The following is a 19,302-nucleotide window of genomic DNA, read 5'->3' on the forward strand; positions in this document are numbered from 1 at the left end:
TACGCCGCGCGCAAGCCGGGCACGCTTATTTCGAAAGCGCAGCTTTGACGAGCCCGGAGACCGCCGTCATGTCGGCGCGGCCGGCGAGCCTGGGCTTGAGCACCCCCATCACCTTGCCCATGTCCTGCGGGCCGGCGGCACCGACCTGAGCCACCGCGGCCTCGACTTCGGCGGCAATCTCGGCATCGGAGAGCTGCGCGGGCATATAGGCGGTCAGCACGGTCAGTTCGGCGGCTTCCTTTTCGACGAGATCGGTGCGGCCCGCCGCCTCGAACTGGCTGATCGAATCCTTGCGTTGCTTGATCATCTTGTCGATGACTGCCGTGATGCCGGCGTCGTCGAGCGTCACGCGATCGTCGACTTCGCGTTGCTTGATTGCGGCGAGCAGCAGACGAATCGTAGCGAGGCGCTCGCTTTCACGGGCGCGCATCGCGGCCTTCATATCGTCATTGATCTGGTCTTTGAGACTCATCACTCACCTGAATTGCGTTGGGGTTGCAGGAATGCAAAAACCCGCCTGGAAACGCTTCCAGGCGGGTCGGCGCAGATTCGACTTGGTTGCGACCACACCAGAGGGCAGCGGCGGCCGCGAGGCACGATGTCATCACACCGCGAGCCGGCTGCCCAGATCGCCGCGTCATTCGCAGGAAATCCACGCTGAAAGTGTGTGGAAACGCGCCGCGACGACGCCGGAATCAGTACAGCTTTTTCGGCAGCATCTGGCTGCGCAGGCGCTTGAAGTGGCGCTTCACCGCCGCTGCCTTCTTGCGCTTGCGCTCAGCCGTCGGCTTCTCGTAGAACTCGCGCGCGCGAAGTTCGGTCAGCAGACCGTTCTTCTCGATCGTACGCTTGAAGCGGCGCATGGCGACTTCAAAGGGTTCATTTTCTTTTACGCGGATGGTCGTCATTTTCCAATAACGGATCGGGGGTAAAGAGGACTGAGTATAGCAGTTCCGCAGTCGCGCATCGCCCGCTCCGGGAGCGGGGAAACCCGCCCCCGTCAACCCGCGCGCCCCGCGCAACGAGGCCGGGCCGCCAGTGCCCGCATCGCGCGCAACGGCATGGGCGAAGTCGCCGCGCGTGAGGCCGATGGCCACGAGCGGCGCCGCGCGGCAGCGTGCCGAGGGCGACTAGCCCGCGTTTGCCGCGTACTCCGCGGCGGCCTCCCCGGCCGCGACGCCCGAGGCCCACGCCCACTGGAAGTTGTAGCCGCCGAGCCAGCCCGTCACGTCCACGGCTTCGCCCACGAAATAGAGGCCCGGCACGCGCTGGCTCATCATCGACGCCGAGGAGAGTTCGCGCGTGTCCACCCCGCCGCGCGTGACTTCGGCCTTCTTGTAGCCTTCGGTGCCCGTGGGCGTGAGCGTCCACTGCGCGAGTCCTTCGCCGATCTTTCGCAGCGTCTTGTCGGGCAGGTCGGCGAGGCGCGCGTCGGCCCTCACCTCGTGCGCCTCCAGCCAGACGTGCGCGAGGCGCGCCGGCACCCATTCGGCGAGCAGGTTGCCGATCTGGCGTTTGGTCTCGCCCTTGGCCTCGATCAGCGCCGCAGAAGCGTCGCGCTCAGGCATCAGGTTCACTCGGATCGGCTGGCCCGGTTGCCAGAAGCTCGAAATCTGCAGCACGCCGGGGCCGGAGAGGCCACGGTGCGTGAAGAGCAGGTCTTCGTCGAAGGCGCCGCCGGCCTTGCGCTCGCCTGTCGCGACGTGAACCTCGAGCGAAACACCCGCGAGGGGCACGTAAGGGGCCCACTCGTCTTGCGCGAACGTGAGCGGCACGAGCGCCGGGCGCATGTCGACGAGCTTGTGGCCGAACTGCTTCGCGATGCGATACGCGAAGTCGGTCGCGCCGATCTTCGGAATCGAGAGACCGCCGGTTGCGATCACGAGCGCCTTCGCGCGTATCTGGCCCTGCGGTGTGCCGAGCGTGAAGCCCGCGCCGTCGGTTTGGCTCACGGCCTCGACGGGCAACGGCCGGCGCCAGGCGACCTGGCCCGCGTCGCATTCGGCGCGCAGGACGTCGATGATCGCGTCGCTCGACTGGTCGCAAAAGAGCTGGCCCTTGTGCTTTTCGTGCCAGGTCACGCGATGCTGGCGCAGCAGCGCGAGAAAGTCACGCGGCGTATAGCGCGCGAGCGCCGAGCGGCAGAAATGCGGATTGCTCGAAAGATAGTTGGCCGGGCCCGCGTACAGATTGGTGAAGTTGCAGCGGCCGCCACCCGAAATGCGGATTTTTTCCGCGAGACGCGGCGCGTGGTCGATCAGCGCCACGCGGCGGCCCTTCTGGCCCGCCACCGCCGCGCACATCATGCCGGCCGCCCCTGCGCCGATCACGGCGATATCGAAAGATTCCATGGCGCGCATTCTACCTGCGCGGCGGCGGGGCTCGTCCCCGGAGAGCGGGGCTTGCCGCACGCAGCCGGCTTTCACGCGCACTGCTATACTTTCGGGCTCCCTTACTTCTTGATTTCGCGACGATTTTTGCCTGCTTCTACAAGGCAATGCCGTTGCCTGGCTCTACACCATGCTCGTTCTCGGCATCGAAAGCTCCTGCGACGAAACCGGCCTCGCGCTCTACGACAGCGAGCGCGGCCTGCTCGCGCACGCGCTGCACTCGCAGATCGCCATGCACCGCGAGTATGGCGGCGTCGTGCCCGAACTGGCTTCGCGCGATCACATCCGCCGCGCGCTGCCGCTGCTCGAGGAAGTGCTCGCAAAGAGCGGCGCGGCGAAAAGCGACATCGACGCCATCGCGTTCACGCAGGGTCCGGGCCTCGCCGGCGCGCTGCTCGTAGGCGCGAGTATCGCCAACGCGCTCGCCATGGCGTGGAACCGCCCGACCGTGGGTATTCACCACCTCGAAGGGCACTTGCTGTCGCCGCTGCTGGTCGATGCGCCGCCGCCGTTTCCGTTCGTCGCGCTGCTCGTATCGGGCGGCCATACGCAACTGATGCGCGTGACCGACGTGGGCGTCTACGAGACGCTCGGCGAAACGCTCGACGACGCCGCCGGCGAAGCCTTCGACAAAACGGCCAAGCTGCTCGGCCTCGGCTATCCCGGCGGCCCGGAAGTGTCGCGGCTCGCGGAGTTCGGCACCCCGGGCGCAGTCGAACTGCCCCGCCCGATGCTGCATTCGGGCGATCTCGACTTCAGCTTCAGCGGCCTGAAAACAGCGGTGCTCACTCAGGTCAAGAAGCTCGGCACGAATATCTGCGAGCAGGGCAAGGCCGATATTGCGCGCGGTTTCGTCGACGCAGCCGTCGAGGTGCTGACCGCGAAATCGCTCGCAGCCCTCAAGCGCACGAAGATGAAGCGCCTCGTGGTGGCGGGCGGCGTGGGCGCGAACAAACAGTTGCGCGAGACACTTTCGGCGGCGGCGCAAAAGCGCGGCTTCGAGGTGCACTACCCCGATCTCTCGCTGTGCACCGACAACGGCGCGATGATCGCACTCGCGGGCGCGCTGCGTCTGCAGCGCTGGCCGGAGCAGGCCACGCGCGACTATGCGTTCACGGTGAAGCCGCGCTGGGATTTGACATCGCTCGCGCAGCATTGATGCGATTGCCGCTGCTCTAGTACAAAAGCCGCCCGTGGGCGGCTTTTTCGTTGATGACGCAACCAGGAGCGGCGCTCAGCCCAGGCGCTTGTCGTGCTCGATCACGGCATAGGCGCTGTGATTGTGGATCGACTCGAAGTTCTCGGCTTCGAGCGTATAGGCGATCACGCGCGCATCGGCGTTCAGGCGCACGGCCACGTCGCGCACGAGGTCTTCCACGAACTTGGGGTTCTCATACGCGCGCTCGGTCACGAACTTCTCGTCCGGACGCTTGAGCAGCCCCCACAGCTCGCATGAAGCCTCTTCTTCTGCAATGCGAATGAGGTCTTCGACCGGCAGATCGCCTTCGAACTCGACATCCATCGTCACATGCGAGCGCTGGTTGTGCGCACCGTACTGCGAGATCTTCTTCGAGCAAGGGCAGAGGCTCGTCACCGGCACGAGCACCTTGAGGAACAGACGCGCCTGGCCGTTGCGCGCCTCGCCCGTGAGCGTGACCTCGTAGTCCAGCAGACTGTCGACGCCCGATACGGGCGCCACCTTCTTCACGAAATACGGGAACGTCACTTCGATACGGCCCGCCTGCGATTCGAGCTTCGCGAGCATCGCGGCCAGCATCATGCGGAACGTCGCGGGTTCCAGGGGCGCCTTGTTTTCTTCGAGCAGCGCCACGAAGCGCGACATGTGCGTACCCTTCTGGTCGGCCGGCAGATGAACGTCGAGGTTCCACATACCGACGCTCGGCTGGACGTCGCCCGTGCCCGTCTTGACCGTGAGCGGATGGCGCACGGCCTTCACCCCCACGCGCTGGATCGCGATCTGGCGGGTATCGACGGAGCTCTGGACGTCCGGCATCACGAAGGCCGGGTTCATCTGATTCATGTTCTTATCCTCAAGCCGCGCGGAAAGCGGCGCGCAAATTTCAAACGGCGACCAAACAACGGCCAGATAACGGCCAAACAAAAAGCAAACGCCGGCATGAGCCGGCGTTTGCTGGCGACTGCCGGGTACGAAACCCGCCCGCCAGTTCACATGTGAAATGGGGCTGCCGCGGTTCGCTGGCCGACCTGGAGACAGCGCTGGAGACAGCGCTGGAACAGCGCTGCACAAACGGTCCGGACCCGCCGCGCCGCGAGGCGCCGATCAGCCGCGAGCGGCCTTAAGCGACGCGCATCACCGACTTGCCTGACGCGTTCGCCGGGCGGTCGAGGAAGCGCTCGCGTATCGACTTCGCGATCCCTGCTGCGTCGAGCCCACAGCCCGCCAGCAGCTTCGCCGGGTCGCCGTGGTCGATGAAGCGGTCGGGGAGGCCCAATTGTAGTACGGGCTTGATAACCCCACTTTCAAGGAGGGTTTCCACGCAGGCCGAGCCCGCGCCGCCCATGATGCAGCCCTCTTCGACGGTCACCAGGTAGTCGTGCGTTTCGGCGAGCTGCTTCACGAGCTCCGCGTCGAGCGGCTTCACGAAGCGCATGTTCGCCACGGTGGCGTCCAGCTCTTGCGCTGCGGCAAGCGACGGCGCAACCATCGTGCCGAACGCGAGGATGGCGATACGGCTGCCTGCCGGCGCCTTGCCCTCGCGGCGGACTTCGCCCTTGCCCACCGGCAGCGCGGCCATCTGCTTGACGGTCGCGACACCCGTGCCCGCGCCGCGCGGGTAGCGCACGGCCGTCGGGCAGTCCTGCTGGAGCGCCGTATAGAGCATCTGGCGGCATTCGTTTTCGTCCGAGGCCGCCATGACCATCATGTTCGGGATGCAGCGCATGAAGGCGATATCGTACGCACCGGCGTGGGTCGCGCCATCTGCGCCCACGAGGCCCGCGCGGTCGATCGCGAACACGACCGGCAGGTTCTGCAGCGCCACGTCGTGAATCAGCTGGTCGTAGGCGCGCTGAAGGAAGGTCGAGTAGATCGCGACCACGGGCTTCAGGCCTTCGGCGGCAAGACCGCCTGCGAACGTCACGGCATGCTGCTCAGCGATGCCGACGTCGTAGTAACGATCCGGGAAGCGCTTTTCGAACTCCACGAGACCCGAGCCTTCGCGCATGGCCGGCGTGATGCCGATCACGCGCTGGTCGAGCTCGGCGGCGTCGCACAGCCATTCGCCGAAGACCTGCGTGTAGGTCTTCTTGGCGGGCGTCGTGGACGGCTTGATGCCTTCGGCCGGGTTGAACTTGCCGGGACCGTGGTACAGGACCGGGTCGGCTTCGGCGAGCTTGTAGCCCTGGCCTTTCTTCGTCACGACGTGCAGGAACTGCGGGCCGCGCAGTTCCTTGATGTTCTGCAGCGTCGGGATGAGCGAATCGAGATCGTGGCCGTCGATCGGCCCGATGTAGTTGAAGCCGAATTCCTCGAACAGCGTGGCCGGCACGATCATGCCCTTCGCGTGCTCTTCGAGCTTGCGCGCGAGATCGAGCACCGGCGGCGCATGGCGCAGCACGCGCTCCACGCCTGCGCGCGCGGCGGCGTAGAAGCGGCCCGACATGAGGCGCGCGAGATGGCGATTGAGCGCGCCGACGGGCGGCGAAATCGACATGTCGTTGTCGTTGAGGATCACGAGCAGCGGCACGTCGTCTTCGACGCCGCCGTTGTTCAGCGCCTCGAAGGCCATGCCGGCCGTCATCGCGCCGTCGCCGATCACGGCGATGCCCATGGCGTTGTCGCCCTTGAGCTTGCTCGCGACGGCCATCCCGAGCGCCGCCGAGATCGACGTGCTCGAATGCGCGGTGCCGAACGTGTCATACGGCGACTCGTCGCGCTTCGGGAAACCCGAAATGCCGCCGAGCTGACGCAGCGTATGCATCTGGTCGCGCCGGCCCGTCAGGATCTTGTGCGGATAGGTCTGATGGCCAACGTCCCAGACGATGCGATCGCGCGGCGTGTCGAACACGTAGTGCAGCGCGATCGTCAGTTCGACCGTACCGAGGTTGGACGACAGGTGCCCCCCTGTTTGCGAGACGCTTTCGAGGACGAAGGCACGCAATTCGTCGGCAAGCGGTTGCAACTGGCGGCGATCGAGGCGGCGCAAATCCGCCGGGTCGTCAATGGTTTTCAGCAAGTCGTACATCGTCGTTCCATGGTAGGAAAACTGGCGCTCCCGCACTTGTTCTGCGCACTACTCCCCTTTCATGCGCGTGGGCGGGTTGGCGCGGTCAGCTCACCCGGTTCACCACCAGGTCAGCGAGTTCGGCAAGGCGCTGCGCGCGCGCGCCGAACGGTTCGAGCGCCGCGTGCGCGTCGGCGCGCAGCTGCTGCGCGAGCGCACGCGAAGCATCAAGACCAATGATCGATACGTAGGTCGGCTTGCCGTCCTTCGCGTCCTTGCCCGCGGTCTTGCCGAGCGTCGCCGAGTCGGCGGTGACGTCGAGAATGTCGTCCACGACCTGGAAGGCGAGGCCCACGGCCGCCGCGTATTTGTCGAGCGCCGCGAGGCTTTCCGCCGAAGGCGTCTCGCCCGCCAGCGCGCCCATGCGGACCGAGGCGCGCAGCAGCGCGCCCGTCTTCAGACGGTGCATCGTCTCGAGCTGCTCGCGCGTGAGCGAATGGCCCACGCTCGCGAGGTCGATGGCCTGGCCGCCGGCCATGCCGACCGAGCCGCTCGCAAGCGCGAGTTCGCGCACGAGCGATGCCTGGCGCGACGCCGAATCGCTCAAACCCGGCACATCCGACGTCAGCGTGACGAAGGCCTGCGATTGCAGCGCGTCGCCGACCAGCAGCGCGGTCGGTTCGTCATACTTGACGTGCACGGTGGGTTTGCCGCGACGCATGTCGTCGTCGTCCATACACGGCATGTCGTCGTGCACGAGCGAATAGACGTGGATCATCTCCAGCGCGCAGGCCGCGGCGTCGAGCGCTTCGGGCCTGGCATTCGTGAGTTCGCCCGCCGCGTGGCACAAGAGCGGCCGTACACGCTTGCCGCCACCCATCACGGCATAGCGCATGGCGTCGTGCAGAGGCGCCGGCAGCACGTCGGCGGCCGGCAAGTAGTGATCGAGCGCGCTTTCGACCCGGTCGAGTACCTGCCGGGTCCATTGGTCAAATGTCATAGATCGTCGTCTCCGCCCGCTGCGGAGTCTGTCGTATTGAGGGGCACGGGCCGCAGCGTCTCACCGTCGAGCACGCGCACCTGTTGTTCAACCTTTTCGAGCTGCTGCTGGCAAAAGCGCACGAGCGCCGCACCGCGGCGGTACGCCGCAAGCGATTCTTCCAGGCTCAGGCTACCGCCTTCCATCCGTGCGACAAGCCCGTCGAGCTCCGCAAGCGCCGCCTCGTAGCTCTCGGGCAGCGCTTCGCCTTCGGCCGGCCCGGCTGCGCTTTCGTCCGCGCCAACGCGGTCTTTCGTTGCGGATTTCGCCATGAGTTGTCGTCAGAATGAAACAAGGCCGACATTCTACGGCAAAAGCGCCCAGATCGACCCGATCCCCCGCACGCCCGCCCGCTCGGCCATACTATCGGGGCCAGTACAAACCGGCTACAGACCGCCCGATTCGCCGTTCGTTTGTCTCATATTTCCTGGATTTCCGCCGACTTTCCGCAGCAATTTTGGCAAAAATCAGTCACTTAGCTACCCCAGGGCGGGGCAACCGGGTATAATTGCCGGCTCCCTAAATCGAATCTTCGATGGTTGGGTTGTTCACTGCTTTCACGTCTTCATCGGGAGTGGGAATGTCCAATCTGAGCAATGCATTGCAGCTGAAGTCCATCCACAGCCAGCTGCCAGTCACCGCTTATTTTGACGAAGCGCTTCTCAAGCGCGAAATCGAGACGCTTTTCCAGAAAGGTCCTCGCTACGTCGGCCACGAACTCATGGTGCCCGAGGTGGGGAATTATTTTGCGCTGCCCAGCGAAAAAGAAGGCCGCGTGCTCGTTCGCAACCAGAGCAACGAGATCGAGCTGCTCTCCAACGTGTGCCGCCATCGCCAGGCCATCATGCTAAACGGTCGCGGCACGGCAGACAATATCGTATGTCCGCTGCATCGCTGGACCTATGACCTCAAGGGCGAACTGCTCGGCGCGCCGCACTTTGCGGACAAGCCGTGCCTGAACCTGAACAGCTCGCCGCTGCAGAAATGGAACGGGCTGCTGTTCGAATCCGCGGGCCGCGACATCTCGCGCGATCTTGCGCGGCTCGGGCCCGCAAAGCATCTCGACTTCACGGACTACATGTTCGATCACGTCGAGGTCCACGAGTGCAACTACAACTGGAAGACCTTCATCGAGGTCTATCTGGAAGACTATCACGTCGTGCCGTTCCACCCGGGCCTCGGCAATTTCGTGTCATGCGACGACCTGCAGTGGGAGTTCGGCGAGTGGTATAGCGTGCAGACGGTCGGTGTGCACAAGCACCTTGGCAAGCCGGGCAGCCCGACGTACCGCAAGTGGCACGACGAGGTCCTGCGCTTTCGCAACGGCGTGCCACCCGAATTCGGCGCGATCTGGATGGTGTACTACCCGAATCTCATGATCGAGTGGTATCCGCATGTGCTCGTGGTCTCGTGGCTCATTCCGCAGGGCACGCAGAAGACGACGAATATCGTCGAGTTCTACTACCCCGAAGAAATCACGCTGTTCGAGCGCGAGTTCGTCGAGGCAGAGCGCGCCGCCTATATGGAAACGGCCATCGAAGACGACGAGATCGCCGAGCGCATGGACGCCGGCCGCCGCGCGCTGTTCGAACGCGGCGTTTCGGAAGTCGGCCCGTACCAGAGCCCCATGGAAGACGGCATGCAGCACTTCCACGAGTTCCTGCGCCGCGAGCTGGGACCGATTTGACGCGCGGCCCCGGGGCTGCTCCAACGCATCGCGGAAAGACGGGCTTCGGCCCGTCTTTTTGTTTAGACTGACGGCATCGGGCCCAGGCGCAAACCGCATTTGCCGCTGCGCCGGCCACGCGCACGATTCCAAGGAGCCGTCATGCCCCACACGCACTACACCACGCTCATTTCGGCCGCCAATCTGCACGAACGCCTGACCGCCGCGCCGGGCAGCGTGCTGGTCTTCGACTGCCGCTTCGATCTCGCCAATCCCGCCGCCGGCGAGAACGCCTATGCAATCGGCCATCTGCCCGGCGCGCAATACCTGCATCTGGACCGCGACCTCTCCGGACCGAAGACGGGCAAGAACGGCCGTCATCCGTTGCCCGACCGCTCGGCGCTCGTCGCCACGCTCTCGCTGCGCGGACTCAACGAAGGCCAGCAGGTCGTCGCCTACGATGCACAAGGCGGGGCCTACGCGGCCCGGCTATGGTGGCTGCTGCGCTGGCTCGGCCACGACTCGGTGGCCGTGCTGGACGGCGGATTGCAGGCATGGGAGGCCGCCGGCTTCCCGCTCGTACGCGATGTGCCCACGCCGGCGCGCGGCACCTTCAAGGCCGGCGCGCCGCTCCAGGTGACCGTGGACGCACAGGCCCTCGAGCGCAATCTCACCACGCACGAACTCACGGTTGTCGACGCGCGCGCCGCCGACCGTTATCGCGGCGAGAACGAAACCATCGATCCGGTGGGCGGCCATATTCCTGGCGCGCGCAACCGCTTCTATCAGGGCAATCTCACGCCGGACGGCCGCTTCAAGTCGGCGCACGCGCTGCGCGAGGATTTCACGGCCGTGCTGACGGGCACGACACCGGAGCATGTGGTCCTGCAATGCGGCTCGGGCGTGACCGCCTGCCACAACGCGCTTGCGATGGAGATTGCCGGCCTGCACGGCGCGGCGCTCTACCCCGGATCGTGGAGCGAATGGTGCGCCGACCCGTCGCGGCCGGTCGCCACGGGCCCGAATCCCTGAGTCTTCACCACCCTGGAACCGGGCACGGCGTCAAGCCACGCCGTGCTCCCTGAACCAGGCGATCGCGCGCTTCCAGCCGTCTTCCGCGTCGGCCTTGCGATAGCTCGGCCGATAGTCCGCGAAGAACGCGTGTCCCGCATCGTCATACACGATCAACTGCGAACTGCGGCCGCCTTGCGGCGCCCGTGCGATGGCTGCCTTCATCTCAGCCAGCGTGTCCTGCGGGATGCTCTTGTCTTGCAGTCCGTACATCCCGAGCACTGGAACCTCGAGGCTGCCCGCGAGATCGAGCGGATTGCTCGGCGTGTTCGCCGTATGATCGCCGGCGACTCGCCCATACCACACGACCGCGGCTTCGATGTGCGGATTGCGCTCCGCATAAAGCCACGCATAGCGCCCGCCCCAGCAAAAACCGTTGATGCCCACGCGCTTCGTGTCGCCACCATGCTCGCCTGCCCAGACAATGGCCGCGTCGATGTCGCCCAGCACCTGGGCGTCGGGCACCTTGCTCGCGATGTTCTCGTCGATCTGCTGAATCGTCGGGTAGACGGACGCATCGCCCTGGCGCACGAAAAAATCCGGCGCAATAGCCAGATAGCCGAGCTTCGCGAAGCGGCGGCATACATCGGCGATATGCTCATGCACGCCGAAGATCTCGTGGATCACGACGATGACCGGCAAATGCGTCTTGCCGCGTGGCTGCGCGCGATACGCCGGGACGAGCGTGCCGCCCGACTGGAAGCCGATTTCGCCGGCTTCGAGACCCTCGCTGTCGGTATGGATGGTTTGCGCGGAGACGGGCAGCACGGCGGTGGCGAATCCGCTGCCGAGCGCCGCCTTGATGAAAGTGCGGCGGTCGAACGGCACGTGCGGGACGAGGCTATCGACTTCGGGTTTCAGCATGCAACGCTCCTTGCAGGCGAAATATCGGAAACAACGAACGTAGCGCGGCGCCCCTCTACGCAGGCGCCGCTCAATGCAGCTTCACACGCGGCAGCGTCGTGCGGCGCAGCCAGTGGGCGAAAGTATCGAGCACCATGCGCGCGTAGCCGTGCAGCGCCGCGATGTGCAGCCGGTACAGCGACATGTACATGAAACGGGCAAACAGCCCTTCGATCAGCATATTCCCGCCGATCAGCCCGCCCATCAGATTGCCGACCGCGCTGAAGTGGCCGAGCGACACCAGCGAGCCGAAGTCGCGATAGGTGAACTCTTCGAGTGGCTTGCCGGCCAGCAGATTGCCGAGCGACTTGAACAGGAAAGTGGCCTGCTGGTGGGCGGCCTGCGCGCGCGGCGGGACACCGCGCTCGTGGCCCGGCCATTCGCAGGCGGCGCAGTCGCCGAGCGCGAAGATGTTGTCGTCGTTTTCCGTTTGCAGCGTGCGACGCACGACCAGTTGTCCGAGCTTGTTGACGGCAAGGCCGTCGAGCCGCGCGAGCACGGCCGGCGCGGTGATGCCAGCGGCCCAGACCGTGAGGTCGGCGCGCAGGTTCTTGCCGCTCGCGGTCCGCACGACGCCCAGCGCGACTTCGATGACGCGCTCGCCGGTCAGCACCTTCACGCCGAGCTTGTTCAGCAGCTCCCCCGTTGCCGAAGAGACGCGCTCGGGCAACGCGGGCAGGATGCGCGTACCCGCCTCGATCAGCACGATACCGACGTCGTTGCGCGGATCGAGCTTGTGCAGCCCATACGCCGACAGCACCTGCGCGGTGTTGCGCAGTTCGGCGGAAAGCTCGACGCCCGTTGCGCCCGCGCCGATGATCGCCACCTGCACGCGCGGTTCGGCTTCGCCGCTCGAGACCGGCGTGGGGTCGTCCGCCGCCACGCCCGCCGCGACGCTTTCGGGCACCTGATGTTCGGCGCGCATGCATGCCGCGATGAGCCGCTTGCGAAAGCGCTCGGCCTGATCGACGGTGTCGAGTGCGATGGAGTTTTCGGCCGCGCCGGGCACGCCGAAAAAGTGCGTCGTGCTGCCGATCGCGAGCACGAGCGTGTCGTATTCGAGCACGCGCTCGGGGAGCATCTCGGCACCGTCTTCGTCGAGCACGCGCCCGAGCGTGATGCGCTTCGCCGCACGGTCGAGCCCGGTCAGCTCGCCCTGCTGGAACTCGAAGCCATGCCAGCGCGCCTGCGCTGGATATTCGAGCTGATGCGTGAACGGATCCATGCTGCCCGCCGCGACTTCGTGCAGGAGCGGCTTCCAGATATGCGTTGGATAGCGGTCGACCAGCGTGACCGATGCCGCTTGCGGCCTGCCCCGCTTCTGGCGCGATTCGCCATAACGATTGCCGAGCCGGGTTGCCAGTTCCAGCCCGCCTGCGCCTCCTCCCACAACGATAAAGCGATGCATAGACTCTCCGTGCATGTCGAAAGGCGATAGAAAGGCCGATGCATCGACGACATCACGTGCGAGGCACCGGCCTTCATTCATTTCATTGTCGGCTGACGGAGCGCGCGGCGGCAACCCTCGCGGCGCGCATTCGCGACATCGAGCACGCGAAGCTTGCCTTATCTCGCGCGCGCGTTTATGTCGATTACGTCGTTGCTTCGGCGTTACGGCGGATTCAGCAGGTGCTTAGTAGAGCTTCGCTCCACCCAAGAGTGCACGCTTCGTCAGTGCGCCTCTTCCCAGTTATCGCCCACACCCACCTCGGCCACGAGCGGCACCTTGAGTTGCGCCACCGAGCACATCAACTCGGGCAAGCGCTTGCGCACTTCGCCAAGCTCGTCGCCGGGCACTTCGAGCACGAGTTCATCGTGCACCTGCATGATCATCTTCGTGCCGATCTTGCGTTCGTCCAGCCACTTCTGCACCGCGACCATGGAAAGCTTGATGAGATCGGCGGCCGTCCCTTGCATGGGCGCGTTGATGGCGGCGCGCTCGGCCGCCTGGCGGCGCGGGCCGTTGCCGCCGTTGATTTCGGGCAGCCACAAACGGCGGCCGAACACCGTTTCCACATAGCCGCGCGATTTCGCGTCCATGCGTGTTTCGTCCATGTAGCGCGCAACGCCCGGATAACGGGCGAAATAGCGGTCGATATAAAGCTTCGCCGCGTCGCGCGTGATGCCGAGATTCGACGCGAGCCCGAATGCGCTCATGCCGTAGATGAGTCCGAAGTTGATGACCTTGGCGATGCGGCGCTGGTCCGCGCTCACTTCGAGCGGTGTCACGCCGAATACTTCGGATGCCGTAGCGCGGTGAATGTCGTCGCCTCGTGCGAACGCCGCGAGCAGCGACTCGTCGCCCGAGATATGCGCCATGATGCGCAGCTCGATCTGCGAATAGTCGGCGGAGACGATCTTGTGGCCCGGCGGCGCGATGAACGCCTCGCGAATGCGTCGGCCTTCGCCCGTGCGCACGGGGATGTTCTGAAGATTCGGATCGTTCGACGCAAGACGGCCCGTGACCGCCACGGCCTGCGCGTAATTCGTATGAACGCGGCCCGTTTGCGCGTTGACCATGCGCGGCAGCTTGTCCGTGTACGTGGACTTGAGCTTGGCGAGACCGCGATGCTCGAGCAGGAGCTTGGGCAGCGGATAGTCTTCGGCGAGCTTCTGCAGCACCTCTTCGTCGGTGGAAGGCGCGCCGCTCGGCGTCTTCTTCACGACAGGCAACTGGAGTTTTTCGAAGAAGATCTGGCCGATCTGCTTCGGCGAACCGAGGTTGAATTCGCCGCCCGCGAGCGCGTACGCCTCCTGTTCTAACGCGATGAGGCGCACGGCGATTTCCGCGCTCTGCTTTTCGAGCCGCTCGCTGTCGATGAGCACGCCGTTGCGTTCCATCTTGCGCAGCACGCGCGACGTGGGCATCTCGATGTTGCGATAGACGTAATCGAGGCCTTTCTCCGGTGCGATCTGCGGATAGAGCGCGCGATGGAGCTGCAGCGTGACGTCGGCGTCTTCGGCCGCGTATTCGGCGGCCTTGTCGAGCGGCACCTGATCGAAGCCGATTTGCTGCGCGCCCTTGCCCGCCACCTCTTCATACTTGATCGTCTTGATGCCGAGATGGCGCAGCGCGAGGCTGTCCATGTCGTGGCTGCGATGCGATTCGAGCACGTACGATTCGAGCAGCGTGTCATGCTCCACGCCGTTCAGCTCGATGCCGTAGTTCGCGAGCACCTGCTCGTCGTATTTCATGTGCTGGCCGACTTTCTTGTGCTTCTCGCTTTCGAGCCAGGGCTTCAGGCGTGCGAGCACATCGTCGAGCGGCAACTGGTCGGGTGCGTCCGGCCCGCGATGCGCGAGCGGCAAGTAGGCGGCCACGCCAGGCTCGGTCGAAAACGATATGCCAACGAGCTTCGCGACCATCGGGTCGAGCGCCGTGGTTTCGGTGTCGAACGCGGTGAGCTCCGCGGCTTCGATCTTCGCGAGCCATGCGTCGAACTGCGGCCACGTCTGGATCGTCTCGTAGTGGCGCGGCGCTTCCACGAAGAGCGCAGGCTGCACGTTCGCGTCTTTATCGGGCGCATCGCCCTGGGTGGCGGCGGGCACGGTCTCGCTCTGCTGAGCCGCTTCGGTGATTTCACGCAGCCAGGTCTTGAAGCCGTGGCGCGCGAAGATGTCGCGCAGTTCTTCGCGCGCTTCAGGACGCGTCGCGAGCGACGCTTCGATCGACTCGAGATGCGGCTTGAGGTCACATGACCTTTCCACCGTGACGAGCTTTCTCGCCATCGGCAGAAACTCGAGCGCATCGCGCAGATAGCCGCCCACGGCGCCCTTGATTTCATCGGCATGGGCAATCACGCCGTCGAGCGAATCGTATTGCGTGAGCCACTTCACCGCCGTTTTCGGGCCGCACTTGTTCACGCCCGGCACGTTGTCGACGGTGTCGCCGATGAGCGAGAGATAATCGATGATGCGCTCCGGCGGCACGCCGAACTTCGCGATCACGCCTTCGCGATCGAGCGTTTCATTCGTCATCGTGTTGATGAGCGTGACGTGGTCCGTCACGAGCTGCGCGAGGTCCTTGTCGCCCGTGGAAACGATGACCTTCATGCCCAGCTTCTCGGCCTGGCAGGCGAGCGTGCCGATCACGTCGTCGGCCTCGACGCCTTCGATCATCAGCAGCGGCCAGCCGAGCGCGCGCACCGCCGTGTGAATGGGCTCGATTTGCGCTGCGAGCGGCTCAGGCATGGAAGGCCGGTTGGCCTTGTACTCGGGATACCAGTCATCGCGGAACGTCTTGCCCTTTGCATCGAACACGCACGCGCTATACTCTGCCGTAACGTCCTTGCGCATGCGACGCAGCATGTTGATGATGCCGTATAACGCGCCGGTCGGTTCGCCGTCGGGACCGCGCAGATCGGGCATCGCATGGAAGGCGCGATAGAGATAGCTAGAACCGTCGACCAGAAGCAGGGTCTTACCTTCCAGCCGAGTCTGTAGCTGTAACTTTGTATCCACGCGTAGTTCTTCAGGCATTATGGACAAGAGAAAAGTGATTCCCAGTCTGCGTTCACTCGCAGATCAAGAGCGCGCGACGGCCAAGAAGGCGCGCGCATCGTGGCAAATGTTCACGATTATGGCAGAGTTTATCGAGGCGACCGAGTACCTGTCCGAGATCCGGCCAGCGGTCAGCATCTATGGCTCGGCACGCCTGAAACCGGACTCGAAGTACTATCAGCTCGCCAGCACCATCGCGCGAAAGGTGTCGGACGCGGGCTTCGCCGTGATCTCCGGCGGCGGCCCCGGCATCATGGAAGCAGCGAACCAGGGCGCGCATGGCGGCAAGTCGCCTTCCGTCGGCCTGAACATCGAGTTGCCGCACGAGCAGTCGGGCAACCAGTGGCAGGACATCTCGCTGCGTTTTCGCCATTTCTTCACGCGCAAGGTCACGTTCGTCAAGAACTCCGATGCCGTGATCGTGATGCCCGGCGGTTTCGGCACGCTCGACGAACTGGCTGAAGTGCTGACACTCATTCAGACGAAGAAATCGCGTCACGTACCGATCATTCTGGTGGGTGCCGAATTCTGGAAGGGTCTGCTCGACTGGTTCCGCTCGGCGCTCGTGCCGATGGGCCTCATCAATCCCGAAGACATGGACCTGATGCAGGTGATCGACGACCCGGACCAGGTGCTCGAAGCCGTCCTCAAGTTCTACGAAGATGCGGACACGGGCGAGGAGGCTGGCAAGGAACACCCGGCGCACCGCGACCGCGACTCCGACGAAGACCGGATGTTCTACCTCTGATGTTTTGCGCGAGGCGCAGCGTGCGGACGGCAGGTTTGTAGCGTTCACAGACCTCCGTACCGCATGCGCTTCTACGCCTGCGTCATCTCACGCGTTCTGCGGGTCTTCGGCAGGTCAGATTGCGCCTCTTGCGGCCGCCCCACCCCGCTAGCCATGCGAACGCGACTTCGCCTGCTCCTCCAGCCAGCGGCAAAACTGCGCGACCAGCGGCGCCTGCGCCACTTCGCGTCGCGCCACCCACCAGTAGCCGCGGGCATCGAGATGCGGCCCCGCGAGCGGCGTGACGAGCCGCCCCGACGCGAGTTCGTCGTCGAGCAGCGGCAGCGGGCCGAGCGCAACACCTAGACCATCCACGGCTGCCTGCAAGGCCAGATAGAAGTGATCGAACGATTGCTTCTTCCTGCATTTGGCTTTCACACCTGCGGCGGCCAGCCAGGTGCGCCACGCGTCGGGCCGGGTGTCCGAATGCAGCAGCACGTGGCGCGCGAGATCGCCCGGCTGATGGATCGGCGCGCGCTTGAGGAGCGCCGGACTGCATACCGGCAATTCCATCTCGTCGAGAAAATGCCCTGCCTCGCAGTCGGGCCAGTGAGCCGGGCCGCGCCGCACGGCCACGTCGAACCCTTCGAGCAACTCAACGGGTGCATTCGAAGTGGAAAGACGCAGCTCGACGTTGGGCGCGAGGCGCTGGAACTGCGAGAGCCGGGGCAACAGCCATTTCATTGCGAAGGTGGGCAGCGCATTGACGCGCAGCACGCGCACCGCGCCCGTATCGCGCAGCTGGTTGGTTGCGCGCACGATGTCGTCGAATGCCGATTGCACCGCGGCGAGGTAGCGCCGCCCATCCTCTGTCAGCGCGACCCGCTTGCCGTGCCGGTGAAACACCTGCACGCCGACCCACGCCTCGAGTGCCGCCACCTGGCGGCTGATGGCACCGTGAGTCACATTGAGTTCGCCCGCCGCGGCGGAGAAACTATTGTGGCGCGCCGCGGCTTCGAACGCTCGCAGCGCGGGAAAGGGTGGAAGTGAGCGTGCCATCCTTGTGAGTGTAGATCACAAGAGTACGTCATAAAAATCGTTTTGCGGCATGCACGTTTCGGCTTACCCTCGCAGCGTGCATTAGAGGTTTCCATTTCCATGAAAGACGCCATTTCCCCGCCAGCCCCTACCGGATTGGGCGCCGACGCCGCGCTCGCCACGCCCAGCGTGCGCGATCTGTTCTTCGGGTTTCTCGGTCTGGGGTTCACGTCGTTCGGCGGTGCGTTGCCGTTGGCGCGGCGCACCATCGTCGAGCAGCGCCGCTGGCTCAGCGCCGGCGAATTCACCGATCTGCTCGGCCTCTGCCAGTTTTTGCCGGGCGGCAACGTCATCAATCTCTCAGTTGCGCTCGGCATGCGGTTTCAAGGCTGGCGCGGCGCGCTCGCGGGCATCCTCGGGCTGATCGCGGGCCCGTCGCTGGTCGTGATCGGGCTTGGCGTGCTCTATGAGCGCACGCAACACGATCCCCACGTGCAGCATCTGTTCGTGGGACTCGCCGCAGCGGCCGCCGGCCTGCTGGTCTCCATGGCCGTGAAGATCATGCTGCCGCTGCGGCGCGACCCGGGCGCGGCCGTCGTCGCGGCACTCGGCTTCGTGGCGATCGCCGTGCTGCGCACGCCGCTCTTTCCCACCATGCTCGTGCTTACGCCTGTCGGCATCGCGCTCGCGTCCCGCGCAGCGCGCAAGGAAGGAGGCTCGCGATGAACGCCACACTCGTTGCGCTCGCAGCGATCTTCGGTCAACTTTCGCTGCTCGCGTTCGGCGGCGGCAATACGATCCTGCCCGAGATGCAGCGCCAGGTCGTCGAGGTGCACCACTGGATGCCGGCGAGCGAGTTCAGCGCGCTCTTCGCGCTCGCCCAGGCCGCCCCCGGGCCGAACATGATGGTCGTGACACTGGTGGGCTGGCACGTGGCCGGGTGGGCGGGCATGCTGGTCACTTCCATCGCGAAGTTCGGGCCGTCGTCACTCGTCACGATCGCCGTGCTGCATGCGTGGGACCGCTTCAAGGACCGCCCGTGGCGGCACATCGCGCAAAAGGGCCTCGTGCCGGTGACGGCAGGACTCGTGGCCGCAAGCGCGGTGCTGATCGCCAGGGCATCCGATCCTTCGTGGATCGCGTGGGCGATCACGGGCGTGTGCGCCGTGCTCGCGTTGCGCACGAAGATTCATCCGCTGTGGCTGCTTGGTGCGGGGAGTTTGATCGGGCTGACGGGGTTTGGGCAGTAAAACTGAGCGCTGATCCGCTGCCTTTCCGACTTTCTCGCCGTAGCATTCTTGCTGAAACGCCACTCCCGCAAAGCTGCGCAGCTTGCGCGCACAAGATCAGCTGCCGCCAATGGTTGACGGCTTCGTCATGATGCTCGAACACTGCCTTCGGAGTTTGCCGCGGACGACACGCGGCGCCAGATTCGACGACTACGGCTGGTTGCGCTGGCTTATGCGTCTTGAGCCAGTCCTTCAGGGCAGCGTTCATGTGCGTCTGCCGCCCTTTACCTGTGGCCTCAAAGGCATCGAGCACATCGTCGTCGAAGCGAATCGTCGTGGCGGTCTTTCCAGATCAGCGCTCTTCGCCCATTCGTCGGTAATCTCCGGCGCGTCGTCCGGATCAACCCGGGTGGCGCGCGAGTTTGTTGCAGCGGCACCGGTCCCTAAAAGCCAGGAGGGGGCGGCAAGGGTAGGCTGGATGGAGGGGGTGGCAGCGATGGCGGGGACGGCGGCGACGGAGGCGAAGGCAGGGAC

At 65.1% G+C, this 19,302-nt stretch carries 17 protein-coding genes and 1 pseudogene; 6 read left to right on the top strand and 12 right to left on the bottom strand.

All coding sequences use genetic code 11. The features are described from left to right. Nucleotides 1–25: 25 nt before the first annotated feature. From VSR34_RS07625 to VSR34_RS07635, 3 genes are all read right to left on the bottom strand, one after another. Nucleotides 26–472 carry a GatB/YqeY domain-containing protein gene (locus tag VSR34_RS07625; protein ID WP_028229821.1) on the bottom strand — a complete coding sequence of 149 codons (447 nt, stop codon included), beginning with the start codon at nt 470–472 and terminating at the stop codon, nt 26–28. Between the two features lie 223 nt (nt 473–695). Then, complete coding sequence (rpsU, locus tag VSR34_RS07630) at nt 696–908, bottom strand: 30S ribosomal protein S21 (RefSeq protein ID WP_013434742.1); 213 nt, start codon at nt 906–908, stop codon at nt 696–698. Between the two features lie 222 nt (nt 909–1,130). Beyond that, nucleotides 1,131–2,351: an NAD(P)/FAD-dependent oxidoreductase gene (locus VSR34_RS07635; protein ID WP_028229820.1), complete on the bottom strand. Its 1,221-nt coding sequence runs from the start codon at nt 2,349–2,351 to the stop codon at nt 1,131–1,133. Between the two features lie 169 nt (nt 2,352–2,520). Here VSR34_RS07635 and tsaD point away from each other — a divergent pair, with 169 nt between their 5' ends. Then, nucleotides 2,521–3,549, top strand: a complete 1,029-nt coding sequence (gene tsaD / locus VSR34_RS07640; protein ID WP_342962246.1) for a tRNA (adenosine(37)-N6)-threonylcarbamoyltransferase complex transferase subunit TsaD — start codon at nt 2,521–2,523, stop codon at nt 3,547–3,549. Nucleotides 3,550–3,624: 75 nt separating this feature from the next. Here tsaD and folE2 read toward each other — a convergent pair whose 3' ends face one another. The 4 genes from folE2 to VSR34_RS07660 form a co-directional block, all read right to left on the bottom strand. Beyond that, a complete protein-coding gene (folE2, locus tag VSR34_RS07645) occupies nt 3,625–4,431 on the bottom strand; it encodes a GTP cyclohydrolase FolE2 (protein ID WP_028211034.1) in 807 nt (268 codons plus the stop codon). Between the two features lie 277 nt (nt 4,432–4,708). Next, complete coding sequence (gene dxs, locus VSR34_RS07650; protein ID WP_342962247.1) at nt 4,709–6,616, bottom strand: 1-deoxy-D-xylulose-5-phosphate synthase; 1,908 nt, start codon at nt 6,614–6,616, stop codon at nt 4,709–4,711. Nucleotides 6,617–6,701: 85 nt separating this feature from the next. After that, on the bottom strand, nt 6,702–7,595 hold the full coding sequence (locus VSR34_RS07655) for a farnesyl diphosphate synthase (protein WP_028211036.1): 894 nt from the start codon (nt 7,593–7,595) through the stop codon (nt 6,702–6,704). After that, a complete protein-coding gene (locus tag VSR34_RS07660) occupies nt 7,592–7,906 on the bottom strand; it encodes an exodeoxyribonuclease VII small subunit (RefSeq protein ID WP_028211037.1) in 315 nt (104 codons plus the stop codon). Before VSR34_RS07660 ends, VSR34_RS07655 begins: the two co-directional genes overlap by 4 nt. A 308-nt stretch (nt 7,907–8,214) precedes the next feature. Between VSR34_RS07660 and VSR34_RS07665 the strand changes: the two genes are divergently transcribed. Together VSR34_RS07665 and VSR34_RS07670 are read left to right on the top strand one after the other, a co-directional pair. Next, the gene (locus tag VSR34_RS07665) at nt 8,215–9,321 is read left to right on the top strand and encodes an aromatic ring-hydroxylating dioxygenase subunit alpha (RefSeq protein WP_028211038.1); all 1,107 of its coding nucleotides are present in this window, start codon (nt 8,215–8,217) and stop codon (nt 9,319–9,321) included. A 141-nt stretch (nt 9,322–9,462) separates the two neighbouring features. Then, nucleotides 9,463–10,332 (top strand): sulfurtransferase, encoded by an 870-nt coding sequence (locus tag VSR34_RS07670; protein WP_028211039.1) that lies wholly within the window; start codon nt 9,463–9,465, stop codon nt 10,330–10,332. Nucleotides 10,333–10,362: 30 nt separating this feature from the next. Here VSR34_RS07670 and VSR34_RS07675 read toward each other — a convergent pair whose 3' ends face one another. From VSR34_RS07675 to polA, 3 genes are all read right to left on the bottom strand, one after another. Further along, a complete protein-coding gene (locus VSR34_RS07675; protein WP_342962248.1) occupies nt 10,363–11,235 on the bottom strand; it encodes a dienelactone hydrolase family protein in 873 nt (290 codons plus the stop codon). A gap of 70 nt (nt 11,236–11,305) precedes the next feature. Then, nucleotides 11,306–12,682 carry an NAD(P)/FAD-dependent oxidoreductase gene (locus tag VSR34_RS07680; RefSeq protein ID WP_028211041.1) on the bottom strand — a complete coding sequence of 459 codons (1,377 nt, stop codon included), beginning with the start codon at nt 12,680–12,682 and terminating at the stop codon, nt 11,306–11,308. Between the two features lie 263 nt (nt 12,683–12,945). Next, nucleotides 12,946–15,753, bottom strand: coding sequence for a DNA polymerase I (gene polA / locus VSR34_RS07685; RefSeq protein WP_342962256.1), 2,808 nt, complete (start codon nt 15,751–15,753; stop codon nt 12,946–12,948). A gap of 1 nt (nt 15,754) precedes the next feature. Here polA and VSR34_RS07690 point away from each other — a divergent pair, with 1 nt between their 5' ends. Continuing rightward, nucleotides 15,755–16,522, top strand: coding sequence for a TIGR00730 family Rossman fold protein (locus VSR34_RS07690; protein ID WP_028211043.1), 768 nt, complete (start codon nt 15,755–15,757; stop codon nt 16,520–16,522). Nucleotides 16,523–16,669: 147 nt separating this feature from the next. On the opposite strand, the gene VSR34_RS07695 is transcribed toward VSR34_RS07690, so the two are convergent. Continuing rightward, nucleotides 16,670–17,560 (bottom strand): transcriptional regulator GcvA, encoded by an 891-nt coding sequence (locus VSR34_RS07695; RefSeq protein WP_028229814.1) that lies wholly within the window; start codon nt 17,558–17,560, stop codon nt 16,670–16,672. A 99-nt stretch (nt 17,561–17,659) separates the two neighbouring features. On the opposite strand from VSR34_RS07695, the gene VSR34_RS07700 reads away from it, so the two are divergent. Next, nucleotides 17,660–18,265 (top strand): chromate transporter, encoded by a 606-nt coding sequence (locus tag VSR34_RS07700; protein ID WP_342962249.1) that lies wholly within the window; start codon nt 17,660–17,662, stop codon nt 18,263–18,265. Further along, complete coding sequence (locus VSR34_RS07705) at nt 18,262–18,789, top strand: chromate transporter (RefSeq protein ID WP_028211046.1); 528 nt, start codon at nt 18,262–18,264, stop codon at nt 18,787–18,789. Before VSR34_RS07700 ends, VSR34_RS07705 begins: the two co-directional genes overlap by 4 nt. 226 nt (nt 18,790–19,015) lie before the next feature. On the opposite strand, the pseudogene VSR34_RS07710 reads toward VSR34_RS07705, so the two are convergent. Continuing rightward, a pseudogene (locus VSR34_RS07710) lies at nt 19,016–19,149 on the bottom strand (BrnA antitoxin family protein); the annotation flags it as partial. Nucleotides 19,150–19,302: the final 153 nt, after the last annotated feature.

Source organism: Paraburkholderia sp. JHI2823, assembly GCF_038900695.1.
GTDB lineage: Bacteria > Pseudomonadota > Gammaproteobacteria > Burkholderiales > Burkholderiaceae > Paraburkholderia > Paraburkholderia mimosarum.